18 protein-coding genes and 1 pseudogene are annotated in these 17,948 nt (G+C 74.2%); 8 read left to right on the forward strand and 11 right to left on the reverse strand.

Annotated features, from left to right (window positions below; translation table 11 throughout):
* Nucleotides 1–297: 297 nt before the first annotated feature.
* From QHG49_RS02430 to QHG49_RS02440, 3 genes are all read right to left on the reverse strand, one after another.
* Entirely contained in the window at nucleotides 298–702 is a 405-nt protein-coding gene (locus tag QHG49_RS02430; RefSeq protein WP_159698260.1) for a metalloregulator ArsR/SmtB family transcription factor, read from the reverse strand.
* Nucleotides 703–819: 117 nt separating this feature from the next.
* Nucleotides 820–2,043, reverse strand: coding sequence for a TerD family protein (locus QHG49_RS02435; protein WP_301487092.1), 1,224 nt, complete (start codon nucleotides 2,041–2,043; stop codon nucleotides 820–822).
* A gap of 101 nt (nucleotides 2,044–2,144) precedes the next feature.
* Nucleotides 2,145–2,729 carry a TerD family protein gene (locus tag QHG49_RS02440; protein ID WP_159698266.1) on the reverse strand — a complete coding sequence of 195 codons (585 nt, stop codon included), beginning with the start codon at nucleotides 2,727–2,729 and terminating at the stop codon, nucleotides 2,145–2,147.
* 159 nt (nucleotides 2,730–2,888) lie between these two features.
* Between QHG49_RS02440 and QHG49_RS02445 the strand changes: the two genes are divergently transcribed.
* From QHG49_RS02445 to QHG49_RS02460, 4 genes are read left to right on the forward strand one after another with little or no spacing between them, the layout of a single operon-like run.
* Nucleotides 2,889–3,266 (forward strand): BlaI/MecI/CopY family transcriptional regulator, encoded by a 378-nt coding sequence (locus QHG49_RS02445; RefSeq protein ID WP_145486724.1) that lies wholly within the window; start codon nucleotides 2,889–2,891, stop codon nucleotides 3,264–3,266.
* A gap of 6 nt (nucleotides 3,267–3,272) precedes the next feature.
* Nucleotides 3,273–4,202, forward strand: coding sequence for a M56 family metallopeptidase (locus QHG49_RS02450; RefSeq protein WP_145486723.1), 930 nt, complete (start codon nucleotides 3,273–3,275; stop codon nucleotides 4,200–4,202).
* Between the two features lie 22 nt (nucleotides 4,203–4,224).
* Nucleotides 4,225–5,163, forward strand: a complete 939-nt coding sequence (locus QHG49_RS02455; protein ID WP_301487093.1) for an ADP-ribosylglycohydrolase family protein — start codon at nucleotides 4,225–4,227, stop codon at nucleotides 5,161–5,163.
* Between the two features lie 49 nt (nucleotides 5,164–5,212).
* Nucleotides 5,213–5,584 (forward strand): STAS domain-containing protein, encoded by a 372-nt coding sequence (locus QHG49_RS02460; RefSeq protein ID WP_301487094.1) that lies wholly within the window; start codon nucleotides 5,213–5,215, stop codon nucleotides 5,582–5,584.
* A 24-nt stretch (nucleotides 5,585–5,608) separates the two neighbouring features.
* Here QHG49_RS02460 and QHG49_RS02465 read toward each other — a convergent pair whose 3' ends face one another.
* Nucleotides 5,609–5,902, reverse strand: coding sequence for a hypothetical protein (locus tag QHG49_RS02465; protein WP_145486720.1), 294 nt, complete (start codon nucleotides 5,900–5,902; stop codon nucleotides 5,609–5,611).
* A 432-nt stretch (nucleotides 5,903–6,334) separates the two neighbouring features.
* Here QHG49_RS02465 and QHG49_RS02470 point away from each other — a divergent pair, with 432 nt between their 5' ends.
* Nucleotides 6,335–6,793: a cyclic nucleotide-binding domain-containing protein gene (locus tag QHG49_RS02470; protein WP_145486719.1), complete on the forward strand. Its 459-nt coding sequence runs from the start codon at nucleotides 6,335–6,337 to the stop codon at nucleotides 6,791–6,793.
* Nucleotides 6,794–6,852: 59 nt separating this feature from the next.
* Entirely contained in the window at nucleotides 6,853–7,464 is a 612-nt protein-coding gene (locus QHG49_RS02475; RefSeq protein ID WP_159707847.1) for a CBS domain-containing protein, read from the forward strand.
* 57 nt (nucleotides 7,465–7,521) lie between these two features.
* Here QHG49_RS02475 and QHG49_RS02480 read toward each other — a convergent pair whose 3' ends face one another.
* The 3 genes from QHG49_RS02480 to QHG49_RS02490 all read right to left on the reverse strand — a co-directional run bounded on the left by QHG49_RS02480 (nucleotide 7,522) and on the right by QHG49_RS02490 (nucleotide 10,699).
* A complete protein-coding gene (locus tag QHG49_RS02480) occupies nucleotides 7,522–8,121 on the reverse strand; it encodes a hypothetical protein (RefSeq protein WP_159698281.1) in 600 nt (199 codons plus the stop codon).
* A gap of 32 nt (nucleotides 8,122–8,153) precedes the next feature.
* Complete coding sequence (locus QHG49_RS02485) at nucleotides 8,154–8,855, reverse strand: CBS domain-containing protein (RefSeq protein WP_159698284.1); 702 nt, start codon at nucleotides 8,853–8,855, stop codon at nucleotides 8,154–8,156.
* A 125-nt stretch (nucleotides 8,856–8,980) separates the two neighbouring features.
* Entirely contained in the window at nucleotides 8,981–10,699 is a 1,719-nt protein-coding gene (locus QHG49_RS02490) for a GAF domain-containing protein (protein ID WP_159707849.1), read from the reverse strand.
* A 343-nt stretch (nucleotides 10,700–11,042) separates the two neighbouring features.
* Between QHG49_RS02490 and QHG49_RS02495 the strand changes: the two genes are divergently transcribed.
* Complete coding sequence (locus tag QHG49_RS02495) at nucleotides 11,043–11,483, forward strand: pyridoxamine 5'-phosphate oxidase family protein (RefSeq protein WP_301487095.1); 441 nt, start codon at nucleotides 11,043–11,045, stop codon at nucleotides 11,481–11,483.
* Nucleotides 11,484–11,500: 17 nt separating this feature from the next.
* Here the strand turns inward: QHG49_RS02495 and QHG49_RS02500 are convergent.
* The 4 genes and pseudogenes from QHG49_RS02500 to QHG49_RS02515 form a co-directional block, all read right to left on the reverse strand.
* Nucleotides 11,501–12,462: pseudogene (locus QHG49_RS02500) on the reverse strand (alcohol dehydrogenase catalytic domain-containing protein).
* Between the two features lie 164 nt (nucleotides 12,463–12,626).
* Complete coding sequence (locus QHG49_RS02505) at nucleotides 12,627–15,005, reverse strand: phosphoketolase (protein ID WP_159707851.1); 2,379 nt, start codon at nucleotides 15,003–15,005, stop codon at nucleotides 12,627–12,629.
* Nucleotides 15,006–15,092: 87 nt separating this feature from the next.
* Entirely contained in the window at nucleotides 15,093–15,953 is an 861-nt protein-coding gene (locus tag QHG49_RS02510; protein WP_301487096.1) for a universal stress protein, read from the reverse strand.
* A gap of 156 nt (nucleotides 15,954–16,109) precedes the next feature.
* Nucleotides 16,110–17,006, reverse strand: a complete 897-nt coding sequence (locus QHG49_RS02515; protein WP_145486713.1) for a universal stress protein — start codon at nucleotides 17,004–17,006, stop codon at nucleotides 16,110–16,112.
* A 230-nt stretch (nucleotides 17,007–17,236) separates the two neighbouring features.
* On the opposite strand from QHG49_RS02515, the gene QHG49_RS02520 reads away from it, so the two are divergent.
* Nucleotides 17,237–17,899 (forward strand): CBS domain-containing protein, encoded by a 663-nt coding sequence (locus tag QHG49_RS02520; protein ID WP_145486712.1) that lies wholly within the window; start codon nucleotides 17,237–17,239, stop codon nucleotides 17,897–17,899.
* The last annotated feature ends 49 nt before the right edge of the window (nucleotides 17,900–17,948 follow it).

The following is a 17,948-nucleotide window of genomic DNA, read 5'->3' on the forward strand; positions in this document are numbered from 1 at the left end:
ACTCCCCTGAAGGGTCGGGCCGGGCCGTCGACGCTGCGGACCGGCATGCGCGGTGGTGTACGAGGCGGTGACGTGCCGCCCCACCTCGATTGCGTAGTTGCGCAATCTAACAAACAAATGGCCCGGAACTGCAGGGATGCACATGAGATTCACAGGTGAGGCACCTCATCGCACCGGCGGCCCTGGGCGGGGTGGTACGGCAGCCGGAGTCTACGCGCCCCGTCTGTGAGCGGAGCGTACAGGTGAGCGCTCTTACCTGGGCCTGAGTGCCCGGTGGACCGGAAGGGCCGGTGACGCTCAGCCGCCGATCCCGTGCAGCCGGCGAACAGGGGCGGCGGCGGTGTCCCGGGCGCGGGCGGTCAGCTGCCCGACCATCGCACGCACGAGGGTCACCACGTCCGGGTCGTCGATGTAGTAGACCTGCCGTCGTCCCTCACGGCGGGAGCGGACGAGTCCGGCGAGCTTCAGCTTGGCCAGGTGCTGGCTGACCGCGGGCAGGGCGCCGCCCACCCGGCCGGCGAGGTGCGTGACATCGCTCTCACCCTGTGACAGGGCCCACATCAGATGGAGCCGGGCGGAGGAGGCGAGCAGTCCGAACGCGGCGGCGGCCTCGGTCAGCACCTCGGCGGGCGGATCGTCGTACCCCCCGGCGTTGTCCGTCACGGTCCTCTCCCGTCCCCACCCTCCGCACAGCCGACGCATATGCGCCGACCCAGTGTAGGCGTCCGGGGCCGACGGCGGTCCGGGAACGGGAACGGACCGCCACGGGACGGGAGGGGTGCGCCGCGCGAGGGGCGGCGCACGGTGGTCGGGCGGGCGTCAGTCCTCGTAGAAGTTGTTGACGACGTCCGGTTCGTCGTCGTCGAACGCCTCGTTCAGCAGCGCGCCGCCGATGAGTCCGGCCGCGCCGGCGCCGATCAGCGCGCCGGTGCCGAACCGGCGGCCGCCGCCGCGCTCGTCGTGGTCGTGGTGGTGGTAGTCGTGCGCACGGTCGTCGTACGGCTGCCCGTAGCCCTGCTGGGGATAGCCCTGCTGGGGATAGCCCTGGGGGTAGCCCTGCTGCGGGTAGCCCGGTGCCACCGGCTGGGGGTAGCCCTGCTGGGGCGGGGTGTAGAAGGGCGGCACCGTGGTCTGCACCCGCTGGGCGCAGCCGCCGCAGGCCTGCACGGGCCGGGGCACGCCCCACTGCGGGGACCAGGTCACGGTCGTCACACCGGGGCCGTGGTTGGGGTCGAAGAAACAGGTCATGGGGGAACTCCCGGTGGGATGCGCGGATACGGCGGACGCGGGGGCGGGTGGTACGGGCGCCGGCGGCGGGGCGGGCGGCAGCGGGGCAGGGGCCGGGGCCTGACGGGGCATCGGTCCGGGCGCCGACGAGGGCTTGTACGGGGCCGGTTCGGGTCCCGCCGAAGGCTTGTACGGGGCCGGTTCGGGTGCCGTCGGGGCCTTGTGCGGGGCCGGTTCGGGCGCCGCCGCCTCCCCCAGCACCGTCACCCCGTAGTCGCTCGCGATGCCCGCGAGGCCGGAGGCGTACCCCTGGCCCACCGCGCGGAACTTCCACTCCGCGCCGTGCCGGTACAGCTCGCCGAGGACCAGTGCCGTCTCCTGCCCGAGGGCGCCGCCGGTCACCTCGTAGCGGGCCAGTTCGGTGTCGCCGTCCTGGTCCAGGACGCGGATGTGGGCGCGCCGCACCTGTCCGAAGGTGTGGCCGCGGCCCGCCGCGTCGTACAGGGAGACCGGGAAGACGACCTTCTCCACGGCGTCCGGGAGCCGGGTCAGGTCGATCCGGATCCGCTGGTCGTCCGCACCGGCGGGGCGGCCCTGGCCGTCGTGCCGGACCGAACCGTCGGGGCTGCTCGGGTTGTTGAAGAAGACGAAGTGCTCGTCGGAGAGCACCCGGCCGGTGGCATCGCACAACAGCGCGCTGCCGTCCGGCTCGTAACCGGGGTCGGCCTGCCAGCCCAGCCCGACCGTCACGGCAGTCAGGCCGGGGGCCTGCCTGCTCAGCGACACATTGCCGCCCTTGGCCAGGGTCGTGCTCATGCATCTCCTCCAGAGCCACCGCGGTGATCCGCGTCCATGATGATCAACGTGTTCCGCCCGTCACCGGTTCCACGCCCGCGCAAAGATGTGATCAAGAAGGGTCACAGGTGCGCGGAGATCGCGGGCAGCAGGTCCTGGAAGGTGCGGCCGGAGGCCGGTGCGCCGAGGGCCTGCAACTGCCAGCCGGTGCCGGTGCGGTGGAGCTTCGCCATGATCTGCGCCGTGTAGGCGCCACCGCCGCTGAGGGTGTAGCGGGCGAGTTCCGTGCCGGTCCGCTCGTCGACCAGCCGGCAGAAGGCGTCCTGCACCTCGCCGAAGGTCTGCCCGGTGAAGGAGTTGACGGTGAACACGATCTGGTCGACATGGCCGGGGACGCGCGCCAGGTCCACCAGGATGACCTCGTCGTCGCTCCCGGCGCCCGCGCCGCCGACGAGGTTGTCGCCGAGGTGCCGTACCGAGCCGTCGTCGCTGGCCAGATGGCGGAAGAAGACGACGTCCGCGAGCTGCCCGCCCGCGAACAGCAGCGCGGAGGCGTCCAGGTCGATCTCGCGGGCACCGACCAGTTTGGCCAGGAACCCCTTGCGCGGCGCGGCCCGCCAGCCGAGCCCCATCCGTACGGCGTCCAGCGCGCCGCCGTCCGCCTTGTCCAGACTGATCCGCTGACCCTTGCTCAGGTTGACCGACACGGGTCCGCTCCCTTGCTCTCGTCGCCCTCACCGGTTCGCCGGTGCGAATCTACAACACTGTAGAAGAAAGCCGCCGCAGGTCCGCTCTGTACGATGTGACGCTCCTTCGGGACGAGGGGTTGAGGCACACGGACGGCCACGCAGGAAGGGAGAACGCGGGTGGCGGAGCCGGACGCGCACCGTCGGCGCAGGGCGCAGGGGGCGTTGGAGACACGGGTGCTCGGGGCACTGCACGAGGCCGGCGGTCCGGTGACCGCGGGCTGGGTGCGCGACCATCTGGCCGCCGGTCTCGCCTATACGACCGTGATGACGGTCCTGGGCCGGCTGCTGGTGAAGAACGCCGTCACCCGCAGGCGCGAGGGACGCTCCTTCGTGTGGCTGCCGGCCGCGGACGAGGCGGGGCTCGCCGCGCTGAAGATGCGCCGGGTCCTGGACGGCGAGCAGGACCGGCACGCGGTGCTGGCCAGCTTCATCACCGCGCTGCCCGAGGGCGACGAGCGGCTGCTGCGCGCGCTGCTGGAACCCGGCGACGACTGAGCGCGCATGGGAATCTTCGTCTTCCTGCCCCTCGTCCTGCCGCTGACCGCCTGGCCGATCGCCCGGCTGGCCGAGCAGCGGCTGCATCCGCGCACCGCGACCGTGCTGCTGACGTCGGTGTCCACCGTGCTGGCGCTGTGCAGCACGGTGTGCCTGGTCCTGTTGATGGTGGTCGGCACCGCCCAACTGCCCGGCAATCCGCTGCCGGACGGCTGGTCCGACCCGGAGGTGCGCGAGAGCGTGCCCCGGCACGAGATCGCGGGCAAGGCCGCGATCCCGGCGCTGCTCGCGGTCCTCGCCGCGTGCGGCCGCACCCTCGCGCGTCATGTGCGGGTACGGCGGCGGGCCCACCGGGCGCTCGCCGGGTTACCGGGCACCGAGGTGGCCGTGCTGCCGGACGCGGCGCCGTACGCCTACGCGCTGCCGGGCGGGCGGCGGGACCGGATCGTGGTGTCCCGGGGGATGCTCGGGTCGCTGGCCGCGCGGGAGCGCCGCGCGCTGTTCGCGCACGAGCGGGCCCATCTCGCCGCCCGGCACCACCGCCATCTGCTGCTGGTCCGACTCGCGGCCTGCGCCAACCCGTTCCTGCTGCCGCTGCGCACGGCGGTGGCGTACACGGCGGAGCGGTGGGCGGACGAGGAGGCCGCGCGGGCCGTGGGCAGCCGCCGGGTGGTGGCCCGCGCGATCGGCCGGGCGGCGCTGGCCGCCACCGGCCCCGCGCCCGCGCTGCCCGCGTTCGCCGCGCCGGGTCCGCTCCCCCGCCGGGTCGCGGCCCTCCTCGGTCCCGAACCCGCCGCCCGCGCCTGGCCGTCCCTGTTCACGACGGCCGGTCTCGCGGTGTGGACCGCGGCCACCGGAGCCCTCCTGTCCGCGATGTTCTCGGCCAACTCCGCGCTCACCCTGGCGTTTCTGCTGCACGCCGCCACACCTCTGTGACCGGCCGGGCAGAATCGGGGCCATGACCGTCACCGCGCCCACGGACCGTGCCGCCGCCCACCGCAGCCTGGAGGGCCTGGCGCTCGGCGACGCCTTCGGCGAACGCTGGTTCCCGCTCTTCCGCGAACCCCGCCGCGCGCTGCGGGAGATACGCGCCCGGCAGACGCCCGGGGAATCGCCGTGGCCCTGGACCGACGACACCGCGATGGCCCTCGCCGTGCTGCGGGTGCTGGACGAGCACGGCGAGATCCGTCCGCGCGAACTGGCCCTGTCCTTCGCGCTCGGCCACGACGCCGATCCCGCCCGGGGTTACGGCCACGGCATGCACCAGTTGCTGCCGCGTCTGCTCGAACTCCCGGATTCCTGGCGTGAGTTCGCGCGTGAGCTGTTCGGCGGCGAGGGCAGTCTCGGCAACGGCGCGGCGATGCGGGTGGCCCCGCTCGGCGCGTTCTTCCACGGCAGCCTCCCGCGGGTGGTCGCGCAGGCGACGCGCTCCGCCGAGGTCACCCATGCCCATCCCGAGGGCATCGCCGGAGCGGTCGCCGTGGCGGTCGCGGCCGCCCTGTCGGTGCGCGGCACGCTGAGCGTCGCCGAGGTGGCGGCCCTGACCCCGCGCGGCGCGGTCCGCGACGGACTGGCCCGCGCCGCCGAGGTGCCCTTCGCCACCGAGCCGTGGCGCGCGGCGGAATCGCTCGGCAGCGGGCAGCGGATCCGCGCCGACGACACGGTGCCGTTCGCCGTGTGGTGCGCGGCCCGCCACCCCGGTGACCTGGTGTCCGCCCTGTGGACCACGGCGGAGGGGTTCGGCGACGTGGACACCACCTGTGCCATCGCCGGGGGCATCGTGGCCGCGCGCACCGGCGTGACGGCCGTACCGCGCGCCTGGCTGGAACGCCGGGAGCCGCTGCCGTGCGGCACCGGTGCGGCATCGTCCGGGGAAAACGGGGCAGGCTGCCCCTGAGCGGGGGCCGAACAGGGACTTGAGGAACCTTCGAAGGGCCGAGGTACGGGTGACGGACAGCGTGAGCATCGACGAATCAGTGGAGCCGGGCGGGCTGGCGATCGGCCGCGCGCCGCGCGGCGGGGCCGTCGTCGTGACGGTGGCCGGCGAGGTCGACCACCAGACCGCCGGTGTCCTGCGGAGCGCGCTGATGCCCCCGGCCACGGCGGACACCCCGCGCACGGTCGCCGACCTCGCCGGGGTGGGGTTCATGGACTCCAGCGGCATCAACGTCCTCATCGCCGTCCACCAGGCGCATGAGCCGACGGGCTGGCTGCGCCTGGCCGGGGTGCGCAGACCCGTGCTGCGCACCCTGGAGATGGTCGGGCTCACCGGCCTGATCCACTGCTATCCGGACGTGGACGCGGCACTGGACGCCTGACCCGGCCGCGGCGGCGCCGTGCCGCTACGGGGCGGCGGTCTGGTGGAACCGGGGGACGGTGGCCGCGGCGCCGGCCCTGATGGACTCGACGACCTCCTGGTGCAGGTCCCGGCTGGCCCGCTCGGAGCGGCAGGGCACCGGGCTGCCGCTGAGCGTGAACCACTGGGAGGTGCCGCTGTACTGCACCGCCACATCGGCCCTGCGCCCGTCCCAGGTGGTGTGGACGGTCAGGTCCCCGGTGAGGATGCCCGCCTCCACGGTGCGGGCGCCGCCCCGGCCGGTGAAGACCCCGGGGGTGGTCCAAGATGCGAAGACCATGCTCTCAGCCTCTCTTCTCCGCTCCACGCCCCCATGACGGGTTTGCGTGTTTCTATCCCCGTACGCTTGCCCTCCATGGTGCGCCACCGGGGCGCGATACGGCTGGGGCCGTACGGCCCCCTTCCCGGGAGCGCCCCGGTACCGGACGGCACTGGTGCGCCGACGGTTCTCGTGGTGTGCTGGTAGTGGCGGGAAGAGCCGTTGAGACGTGGAGAAGCGGCCGGGAGCCGCGCACCGCGCAATCCGGATCCGCGAGAAGCGGGTGGCCCTTCCCGTCCTTCGCGTCTCCGCCCCTCGGGTCCACGCCCCGGACCGCTGCCCGGCCCTCCGTCCCTGGGCCGAAAGGCCCCCGCCCGGGTCCGGGCGACCTGTGGCGGCGGCGCGCGGACGCGCTCACGCTGGGACCACCACCCCAGGAAGGGAGCCGGTGCGATGACCTCCGCCACCACCATGACCACGGCGCTCGACCCCGTGCGGCGCGAGCGGCTGATGAGCCTCGCCCGCGAGGTCTCCTTCGAGGCCGGCACCCGGCTGTTCGAGGAGGGGCGGCGCGCCGACCGCTTCTGGATCGTGCGCACCGGCACGATCGCCCTCGACCTGCGCGTACCCGGCCGCCGGCCGGCCGTCATCGAGACCCTCGGGCACGGTGAACTGATCGGCTGGTCCTGGCACTTCCCGCCGCACATCTGGCAGCTGGGCGCCGAGGCGATGAGCCCGGTGCGGGCCTGGGAGTTCGACGCCGCCTCCGTGCTCGCGCTGTGCGAGGAGGACCCGGAGTTCGGGCGGGCGATCGCGCTGTGGGTCGGCCGCGTGGTCGCCCAGCGGCTGCACGCCTCCCGGGTCAGGCTGCTCGACCTCTACGCGCCCTACGGCAGCGGGAGCGCCGAGTGACCGCCCGGCAGCCCGCCGCACAGGCCCGTACCGGGGGCCCGAGCCGGGTCGGCGACGTGATGACGCGCGCCGCGGTGGCGGTGGGTCGTACGGCCCTGTTCAAGGACATCGTGGCGCGGATGGAGCGGTGGGACATCAGTGCCCTGCCGGTCCTGGAGGGCGACGGCCGGGTGGTCGGGGTGGTCTCGGAGGCGGATCTGCTGCCCAAGGAGGAGTTCCGGGACAGCGATCCCGACCGGCTCACCCAGCGGCAGCGGCTGGGCGACCTGGCCAAGGCCGGCGGGCTGACCGCCGAGGACCTGATGAGCACGCCCGCCGTCACCGTGCACGCCGACGCCACGCTCGCGGAGGCGGCGCGCGTCATGGCGCTCAAGCGCGTCAAGCGGCTGCCGGTGGTGACCGCGGAGGGCGTGCTGGAGGGCGTGGTCAGCCGGGGCGACCTGCTCAAGGTGTTCCTGCGCGACGATCGTGAACTGGCCGACGAGATCCGGCGCGAGGTGCTGGACGTGCTGTTCCCGGCGCCGGTCGAGCCGTTGCACGTCGTGGTGGTCGACGGCGTCGTGACGCTGACCGGGAAGGTCACGGACGGCACGCGGATCCCGCTCGCGCTGCGCATGGTGCGGGGTGTGGAGGGCGTGGTGGGGGTGGACTGCCACCTCGCGGAGGGCTGAGCACCGGCTCGGGCACTGCCGGGAGATTCTCGGAGCCCCGGGGTCCGGCGTCGTCGTTCATCCGCGGCCGCCGCTGAGGTTGCCCCAGCGTGGCCCTATCTGCTTCCACTCCTCGTCCCACTCGGTCATCCTGCGCCGGATCAGCCGGCCCCGGACCAGCCGGCCCGCGCACCAGACGGCGGCACCGGCCGAGGGGCCCACGAGGACACCGGTGAGGGCCGCCTGGAGGTCGGCCGAGGCGCCGGTGACCGGCGGGGCGACCACATGGTCGGCGTGGTCGGCCCAGACCGTGACGCTGCTGCCGGCGGGGGCGCCGGACGCGACCTTCGCCCGGTCCGTGTGCACCGAGCCGTCCGCGTCGGTCCAGCGCACGCTCGCCCACACCCGCCCGTCGTCGTAGCCGGTACCGGCGGCCGGGGTGGCGGCCGGGCCGGTGAGCACCGCCGTGACCGGGTGCACCTGGGCGAGCCGGGCGGCGTACGAGGCGGCGGACGCCCGGGCCGCGAGAAGACCGGCGACGACACCGCAGACGAGGACGAGCACCCAGGTGGCGAGGACGATCCACGCCTCGACGGCGTCACTGTGCCGCCGCAGCGGATTGCGCCGCCACCGCCACAGCCGTACCGGCCTGACCGTCGCGGCAGGTGTACGTGTCATCGTCACCGCCTCCTCTCGCGCCCGGCGGCCCCTCAGCGGGTGCGGGCCGACCCGGCGTCCGGCAGGTCCGGGTCCAGATCCGGGTGGCGCGGCGGCCCGGCCAGCGCGCACCGCACGTCCACCACGCCGGGCACGGCCCGCGCGAGGCGCGCGGCGAGCGGTACGAGCGCGGTCTCCCGGACCCGGCCGCTGAGCGTCACGACACCATCGTGCACCTCCACCCGGATCCCGGCCGCTTCAGCGCCGAAGAGCCGGGTGACGACGTCGGCGCCGACCTCGCCGGCGATCTCCGCGTCGCCGCGCAGGAACACCTTCAGCAGGTCGGAACGGCTCACGATGCCCAGCAGGGTGCCCTCGGGATCCACGACCGGGAGCTGCTTGACGCGGGCGCGGGCCATGACGCGCGCGGCCCGGCCGAGGGTGGCGTCCGGGGCCACGGTGACCGCCGGGGTGGTCATCAGCGCCTCCGCGCTCGCCGCCCCGGCCTTGGTCAGCTCGGCGAGGTGGCGCATCCTGCCGTACCGGTCGAGGTCGCTGTCGCGGTACTCCTCCTTGGGCAGCAGGTCCGCCTCGGAGACCACGCCGACCACGTGTCCGGCGTCGTCCAGCACGGGCACGGCGCCGACCCGCCACTCGCGCATGGCCTGCACGATGTCCTTGAAGCCCGCGCCGGTGCGCAGGGCGAGCACCCTGCGGGTCATCACGTCGTCCACGGTGGTCGGAGTGCCGTCCATGGCTTCCTCCAGGGGCTCTGGTGCCGCGCCGCACGTTCAGCCTGTGGCCGCCGCCCGGCCGCCGTCATGGGCCGACCGGACCCTTCCGGGTGCCCACCGGTCCCGCGCCCCCGGGATCGCCGGGGTTACGAGGCTCGCAGCGGGACCCGCCACTCCAGTGTGGCCCCGCCCCCTTCGGTTCTCGCCATGTCGAGCCGGCCGCCGAGCCGTTCCGCGCGTTCCGCCATGTTGCGCAGCCCGCTGCGGCGGCCGCCGGAGGGGATGCCGACGCCGTTGTCGCTGATGCGCAGGCGCACCTCGCGGCCGTCGGTGGCGAGCAGCACCTCGGCCCGGCCGGCGTGGGCGTGCCGGGCGATGTTGGTGAGGGCCTCGGAGAGTACGGCCACCACATGGTCGGCGATCTCGCCCGGTACGTCGGTGTCGACCAGGCCCTCCATGCGCACGCTGGGCGCGAAGCCCAGCACCGGGGCGGCCTCGCCCGCCACCCGGACCGCGCGGGCCCGCAGTCCGCCGGCCGCCGCGCCCTCGCGGGCGCGCAGTCCGAAGATGGTCGAACGGATGATCTTGATGGTCTCGTCCAGGTCGTCCACGGCGCGCAGGACCCGCTCGGACGCCTCCGGGTGCTCGATGAAGCGGCCCGCGCTCTGGAGGGTCATGCCGGTGGCGAAGAGCCGCTGGATGGCGAGGTCGTGCAGGTCCCGGGCGATGCGGTCGCGGTCCTCCAGGAGGGCGATCTGCTGGGCGGCCTGCCGGCGCTCGGCCAGCTCCATGGCGATCGCGGCCTGCGCGGCGAAGCCCCGCAGCATCTCGGTCTCCTTGCCGGAGAACGCCGGCCGGTCGCTGTCGCGGGCCAGCAGCAGCACACCGCGGGCGCCGCCCTCGCCGGTGCCGATCGGGACGGCGACGGCGGGGCCGAGTCCCTCGAAGCGCGGCGGGTCCTGGCCGACGCGGGTGTCACGGGCGACGTCGTCGCTGGTGACCGGGGCGGCGGCGGTGAAGGCCAGGCCCATCAGGCTGTTGTCCAGGGGCAGTACGAGGCCGCGGTGGGCGTCGGCCTGGGCGCCGACCGCGATCTCCACGCCGAGCGCCTCGGTGTCCGGCATCGGCATCGCGACGGCGGCGAGCGCCGAGCCGGTGATCTCCCGGGCGCGTTCGGCGATCAGGTCCAGGGCCTCGGCGCGCTCGCTGCCGGACATCAGGCTGTGGCTGATCTCGGCGTTGGCCAGCAGCCAGCGTTCGCGCAGCCGGGAGTCCTCGTAGAGGCGGGCGTTGTCGATGGCGACGCCCGCGGCGACGGCGAGGGTGGCGAGGACCGACTCGTCCTCCTCGTCGAAGTCGGCGCCGCCGCGCTTCTCGGTGAGGTACAGATTGCCGAAGACCTGGCCGCGGACGCGGATCGGGACGCCGAGGAAGGTGTTCATCGGCGGATGCCCGGCCGGGAAGCCGTACGACGACGGGTGCGCGGAGAGCTTCGGCAGGCGCAGGGGCTCCGGGTGGCGGATCAGCTCGCCCAGGATGCCGTGGCCCTCCGGATAGGGGCCGATGTCGGCGATCCGCTCCTCGGACAGGCCCACGGTGTGGAACGCGGCGAGGGTCGTGCCGTCCGGGCCGATGACGCCCAGCGCCGCGTACTCCGCGTCCACCAGCGCCGCCGCGGCCTCCACGATGGAGTGCAGGACCTGTTCCAGGTCCAGCTCGCGGCCGACGGAGAGGACCGCCTCCAGCAGGCTGTGCACCCGGTCCCGGGTACCGCGGGCCGCGTCGATCCTGGCCTGCAGTTCCTCCAGCAGCTCGTCCAGCTTCAGCTGCGGCAGCCGCACGCCGGGCTCCTCCGCTTCGATCACCACGCCCTCCACTTCCCATCAGCCCATGCCTCGGACCGACGGGTTCCGAGGGACACGGTAGCCGCTCGGAGCAGGGAAGGGATACGCCGCCCTGGGTACCGCGCGCTGTGATCCTCGGCATGCCGGGGGCATGTGCCCACCCGGACGGGCGGGGCCGTACGGCCCAGGAGCGGGTCCGAACGGCACTGTCGAGCGTCGTACGACAGGGGCGAGAGTGTCCTCAGGAGCGGCACCGATCCCCCGCGGTGCCGCTCCCTTCCGTGCAAGAGCACCCTCGGTCCGCGCGGGGAGCAACCCGTGGACCGCTGCCCGCCGTCGGCCGCGCACCGCGAAGAAGCCAGCCATGATCCCTCGTCACGACACGGCACAGCGCCGCATCGACCTCGACCGTACGGAGGCGCTGCGGCTGCTGGGCAGCGTGTCCCTGGGCCGGATCGTGTTCACCCGGCAGGCGCTGCCGACCGTCCGCCCGGTCAACCACGTGCTGGACGGCGGGGACATCGTGATCCGCACCCATGAGGCCGCCGCGCTGACCTCGCACGCCCGCCGGGGCGCGGACGGCGGGGTCGTCGTCGCGTACGAGGCCGACGCCATCGACCCCGAGACCCATCTCGGCTGGAGCGTCGTGGTGACGGGGTACGCCCGGCTGGTCACGGACCCGGCCGAACTGGCCCGGCTGCGGGAGCTGTTGCATCCCTGGGCGCCGCCGGAGGACATGGACCAGGCGGTGCGCATCCGCCCGGACCTGGTCACCGGGGTGCGGCTGGCGGGCGGGGCCGGCTGAGCCACCGGTCGGCCGGATCAGGCCGCGGGGACGGCCGGTTCGCGCTGTTCCCCGCCGAGGACGACCTTGAAGGCGCCGGTCTCGGCGACGGCCGTCTTCAGCGGGGCCGGGGTGGAGGAGGTGTCCACCAGGCCGGTGGTGATGGTGACGTCCCTGATCCACGGGTCTTCGAGGTGCAGCGTGACGGGCCTGCCGTGCACGCCGACGTCGGCCACGTGTCCGCCGGGGCGCACCACGCGGGTGCACAGTTCGAAGCCGTCCGGCACGCCGACGGCCTCGATGGCGACGTCCGCGCCGAGCCCGTCGGTGAGGTCCGCGACCAGCTGGTGCGGGGCCTCGTACGCATCCGCGACCGCGTCGGCGCCGAACCGCCGGGCGGCCTCCGGACGGCCCGGTGCAAGGTGGACGGCGATGATTGGCTCCGGTGTGAACAGGCGTGCCGTGGATCGCCGCGAGCCCGGTCGGTCCGGCGCCGACGACCACGACGGTGTCCCCGGGGCGCACCCGGCCGTTGCGGACGCTCACCTCGTAGGCGGTGGGGAAGATGCCGGCGAGCAGTACGGCGTCCTCGCCCGCCAGGGCGCCGGCCAGCGGGTGCACGGACAGGTCGGCGTACGGGACGCGGACGTACTCGGCCCGGGTGCCGTCGATCAGGTGGCCGAGGATCCAGCCGCCGCCCAGGCACTGGCCGTAGCCGCCCTCCCGGCAGTAGCGGCAGCGGCGGCAGGAAGTGACGCAGGAGAGCAGCACCCGGTCGCCGGGGCGTACGGTGCGCACATCGCCGCCGGTCTCGACGATCTCTCCGACGGCACCGTGCCGGGCCGCTCCTCGGGCACCTCGCCCTTGAGATGTGCCGGTCGGTGCCGTAGATCGTGACCGCCCCGACCTTCACGACGGCGTCGGTCGGCTCCTTGATCCCCGGGTCCGGGACGTCCTCCCAGGAGGCCGCTGCGGGACCGTGGAAGACATGGCCCTTCATGCCGCTCCTCACCCTCTTCGCCCGGGTCGATGTGTCCCGGCATGTCCAGGTCGGGCGATCCGAGGGTGCGCGCAGGGGCCGTCCGGCCCGCGTGCCCCGCCGGACGGGGCGGGGCACGCGGGCCGGGCGCCGGGGCTCAGCCTCTCCGAGGCCTCTCGGTGGCCTCAGCCGCCCCAGGTCCACTCCGCGACCTCGGGCAGATCCGTGCCGTGCTCGCGGATCCAGTCGTGGTGGCGGCTGCGGGCGTCGGCCATGGTCTGGCGGACGGCGGCGGCGCGCACCGCGAGGCCCGGGACGCGGTCGATGACGTCCATGACGAGGCGGTAGCGGTCGAGGTCGTTGCGGACGACCATGTCGAACGGGGTGGTCGTGGTGCCCGACTCCTTGTAGCCGCGCACATGGAGGTTCTGGTGGCCGGTGCGGCGGTAGGCGAGGCGGTGGATCAGCCAGGGGTAGCCGTGGTATGCGAAGATGACGGGCTTGTCGGTGGTGAACAGGCCGTCGTACTCGAAGTCGGTCATGCCGTGCGGGTGTTCGTCGTGCGGCAGCAGCCGGGTCATGTCGACCACGTTGACGACCCGCACCGCGAGATCGGGCAGGTGCCGGCGCAGCAACTGGGCGGCGGCCAGCACCTCTTGGGTGGGGACGTCACCGGCGCAGGCGAGGACGACATCGGGTTCGCCGCCGTTCTCGGTGCCGGCCCACTCCCAGATCCCGGCGCCGCGCGCGCAGTGGGCGCGGGCCTGGTCCATGGTCAGCCAGTCGAAGCAGGGCTGCTTGCCGGCGACGACGACATTGACGTAGTCGCGGCTGCGCAGCACATGATCGGCCACCGAGAGCAGGGTGTTGGCGTCCGGCGGCAGATAGACGCGGACGACCTCGGGGCTCTTGTTGAGGACGTGGTCCACGAAGCCGGGGTCCTGGTGCGAGAACCCGTTGTGGTCCTGGCGCCAGACGTGCGAGGTGAGCAGGTAGTTGAGGGAAGCGATGGGAGCCCGCCATGTCAACTGCCGTGAGGTCTTGAGCCACTTGATGTGCTGGTTGACCATCGAGTCGACGATGTGCACGAACGCCTCGTAGCAGGAGAACAGTCCGTGCCGGCCGGTGAGCAGATAGCCCTCCAGCCAGCCCTGGCAGAGGTGTTCGGAGAGGATCTCCAGCACCCGGCCGTGCCGTGAGAGGTGCTCGTCCACCGGGAGCACCTCGGCCTGCCATGCCTTGCCGCTGGCGTCGAAGACGGCCTGGAGCCGGTTGGAGGCGGTCTCGTCCGGGCCGACGAGCCGGAAGTCCCGGCGTTCGCGGGTGTCCTCCATGACCTGTTCGAGGAGGTCGCCGAGGATCCGGGTGGGTTCGTGCAGGGCGGTGCCCGGCTTGTCGACGGCCACGGCGAAGGTGTCCAGGGGCGGCAGCGGCAGATCGCGCAGCAGGACACCGCCGTTGGCGTGCGGGTTGGCGCCGAGGCGGCGGGCGCCCTCGGGGACGCAGGCGAGGACGTCGGCGCTGGGCCGGCCGTCCGGGCCGAACAGTTCCTCGGGGCGGTAGGAGCGCAGCCACTGCTCCAACTGCCGCAGATGCGCGGGGTTCTCGCGCACGCCCGGCAGCGGGACCTGGTGGGCGCGCCAGGTGCCCTCGACGGGCAGGCCGTCCACCTCGGCGGGTCCGGTCCAGCCCTTGGGGGTGCGCAGCACGATCATCGGCCAGTGCACCCGCTCGGTGCTCCCGCCCTCCCGGGCGCCGCGCTGCATCCGCGCGATCCGGTCCAGCGCGTCGTCCAGGGCGGCGGCGAGGGCGCGGTGCACCTCGGTGGGGTCCTCGCCGGTGACGTACAGCGGCTCGTGGCCGTATCCGCGCAGCAGGGCGTCGAGTTCGCTCTCGGGGAGCCGGGAGAGCACGGTCGGGTTGGCGATCTTGTAGCCGTTGAGGTGCAGGATGGGCAGGACGGCGCCGTCGTGCACCGGGTCGAGGAACTTGTCGGAGTGCCAGGACGCGGCGAGCGGCCCGGTCTCCGCCTCGCCGTCGCCGATCACGCAGGTCACGAGCAGACCGGGGTTGTCGAAGGCGGCGCCGTAGGCGTGTGCGAGGGAGTAGCCGAGTTCGCCGCCCTCGTGGATGGAGCCGGGCGTCTCGGGGGCCACATGGCTGGGCACGCCGCCGGGGAAGGAGAACTGCCGGAACAGCTGCTCCATGCCGGCCCCGTCCCGGCTGATGTCCGGGTAGGTCTCGCTGTAACTGCCCTCCAGCCAGGAGCCCGCGAGGACCGCCGGGCCGCCGTGCCCCGGCCCCCAGACGCACAGCGCGTCCAGGTCGCGGGCCTTGATGACGCGGTTGAGGTGGGTGTAGACGAGGTTGAGCCCGGGCGAGGTGCCCCAGTGGCCGAGCAGCCGCGGCTTGATGTGCTCGGGGCGCAGTGGTTCGGTCAGCAGCGGGTTGGCCATGAGGTAGATCTGGCCGGCGGCCAGGTAGTTGGCGGCGCGCCAGTGCGCGTCCAGGGTGCGCAGCTCCTCCTCGCTGAGAGCGGCTTCCTGGGGGGCGGCCTCGGTCATGGGGACTCCGATCATCGTCAGGTTCGTGCGCGTCATCGTCAGGTTCGTGCGCGGCCGGTGGTGCGAAAGCGTGTCGGGGGGCGGGGATCAGTCGGTTTCCGGTACGACGGCCACCGGGCAGGCCGCGTGGTGCAGTACGCCGTGGGCGACCCGGCCGAGCTGGGGGCCGAACCGTCCGGAGCGGCGCCGGGCGCCGACGACGAGCAGTCCGGCGTCCCGGGAGGCGTCGACGAGGACGTCGCGGGCGGGCCCCTCGGCGGTGCGCCGCCGCTCCAGCCCCTCGGGGAGGTCCCGCAGGGCCTCCTCCAGCGCGTCGGCGGCCTCTTCCTCCTGTGCCTGGGCGGGCCCGTCGGCGAGCAGGGGATGCCCGGTGGTGCCGTGCGCGGGCCGCCGCCACGCCCGTACGGCCTCCAGGGGCACCCCGCGCAGCGCCGCCTCCTCGGCGGCGAACCGTACGGCGGCCGGTCCCGCGTCCTTGTCGGCGACGCCGAGCACGACGCGGCCGGGGGTCGTCCGCCGCTCGGGGCCGCCGCGCAGCACGATCACCGGGCAGTGGGCGCGGGCGGCGACCGACAGGCTCACGGAGCCGAGCAGCAGCTCGGTGACGGCGTTGCGGCCCCGGCAGCCGACGACCAGGAGGCGGGCGGTGCCGCTCTCGTTCACCAGTCCGAACGAGGGTTCGTCGGCCAGCACGGCGGTGGTGAGCCGCAGTTCCGGGTGGTGCCGGTGGGCCCGGCGTTCGGCGGCGTCCATGATGTCCTGGCCCATCACCTCCTCGGCCGGTTTCCCGACCTCCTGGGCGATGAGGGAACCCTCGTAGCGCTCCCAGAGCGAGGCGTAGACCAGCCGGAGCGGCGCCCCGCGCAGGGCGGCCTCCTCGGCGGCCCGGTCCACGGCGCGCAGGCTCTCCTCGGAGCCGTCGACCCCCACGAGAACGGGCAGGTCCATCGTGTTCACTCTCCCTGGTACAGGTCGACGAGGAGGCGGGCCCGCACCCCATCGTTGACGGATTCACCGGCGCACGCGAGCCGTGCCGCGCGGTTTCGGCCGTTTCGGCCATGGGCCCCGCCGCGCGCGGCCCGCTGTCCGGCCACGGGTGTCGTCTCAGCTGTGCGCGACGACGGCCACGGGCGCGGCGACGTGGTGCAGGACGGCGTGGGTGACATGGCCGATGTGGATGCCGTACGGGCTCGTGCGGATGCGGCGGCCCACGACCACCAGGGAGGCGTCCCGGGCGGCGTCGATCAGGACCGGCGCGGAGTTGCCGGCCCGGCTCGCCTCGCTCACCTCGACGTCCGGGAACTTCTGCCGCCAGGGCCGCAGCACCCCGGTGAGCAGGGTCGCGGCCCGGCGCCCGAAGGAGGGCGGGACCGGCGGGTCGGCGGGGATGCCGTACGCGGCGTACGGCGGCGGCGTCCAGCCGTGCACGACCCGCAGCGCGGCGCCGCGGCGCGCGGCGGCGTCGAAGGCGAACTCCAGCAGGGCCTCGCTGGGGCCCTCGGGGTCGTCGATGTCGAGGCCGAGGACGACGGGCCGGAAGGCGGTCGCGGCGGAGGGGACGCCCGAGGGGTCCGGCTGGTGTTCGTCGGCGGCCGCCTCACCCGCGCGGACCAGTACCACCGGACGCGTCGTGTGCGCGATGGTGTACAGCCCGGCCGAGCCGACCAGGAACCCGCCGAGCCGGCCGAGCCCCCGGGAGCCGAGCGCCAGCAGTTCCGCGCCGTCGGCCGCCTCGGCCAGGGCCCCGGCCGGTTCGCCGATGACCTCGTCGGTGACCACCTCGATGCCGGGGTGGCGCAGCCGCAGGCCCGCCGCGGACTCCCGGACCGTGCGGGCCCATTCCTCGGCGGCGGCACGGTCGGTGTCGGTGCCGGCCTCGGGCTCGCGCACATGCAGGATCCGCAACGGCAGGTCGCGCAGCGCGGCTTCGCGCGCCGCCCATTCGACGGCGGCCCGGCTCTCGGGCGAGTCGTCGAGGCCCGCGGTGACGGTTCGGGTCATGGTTCCACCTCTCTGGGGCGTCGCCTCGGGAGACAGGAGCGACGATTCCAGCCTCGGTCAGGACCGGCGAGCCGGTCAGGGGCCGCTGGTCCCCGGCCGGGACCGAACGGCCCGGACCGCGGCGCCTCGCGGGGGCCGGGCGGCCCCTGTGCCGACCGGGCGCGTCCGGCGCACGCTGGGGACAGCGGACCTCCCGTCGAGAAACCGCGCCGAGAAGCTACGGAGTCACCATGTACGGCACCCCGCACACCGTCAGCGACGTCATGACGACCACCGTCGCCGCCGTCGGCCGCCGTGCTCCCTTCAAGGAGCTGGTGGAGATGATGCAGGACTGGCAGGTCAGCGCCCTGCCCGTGATCGAGGGCGAGGGCCTGGTGGTCGGCGTGGTCTCCGAGGCCGACATGCTGCCCAAGGAGGAGCTGCGGGACGACCCGGCCGAGGAGTACCGGCAGCTGCGGCCGCCCGCCGACATGGCCAAGGGCGAGGCGCTCACCGCCGGGGACCTGATGACCTCCCCCGCCGTCACCGTGCGCGCGGACGCCACCCTCGCGGAGGCCGCCCGGACCATGGCCCGCGCCCGGGTCAAGCGGCTGCCCGTGGTGGACGGGACCGGGATGCTGGAGGGCGTCGTCAGCCGCGCCGATCTGCTCAAGGTCTTCCTGCGCGGCGACCAGGAGATCGAGGAGGAGGTGCGCCGGGAGATCGTGGCGCGGCTCTTCCCGCCGCCGGACTCGGCCGTGGAACTGCGGGTGGAGGACGGCGTGGTGACCGTCGTCGGGCGGATTCGGGACACCTCCCTGGTCCCGGTGGCGGCCCGGCTGGTGCGGGCGGTCGAGGGCGTGGTGGACGTGTGCTTCGACCTGGCACCCGGTCGGCGGCCGGGACAGGCGTGACACCCTGGGGACGGGGCCGGTCCCGGGAAGTGGGGCCGGTCGGCCCTAG

It is taken from the genome of Streptomyces sp. WP-1 (genome assembly GCF_030450125.1).
GTDB classification, from domain to species: Bacteria; Actinomycetota; Actinomycetes; order Streptomycetales; family Streptomycetaceae; genus Streptomyces; species Streptomyces incarnatus.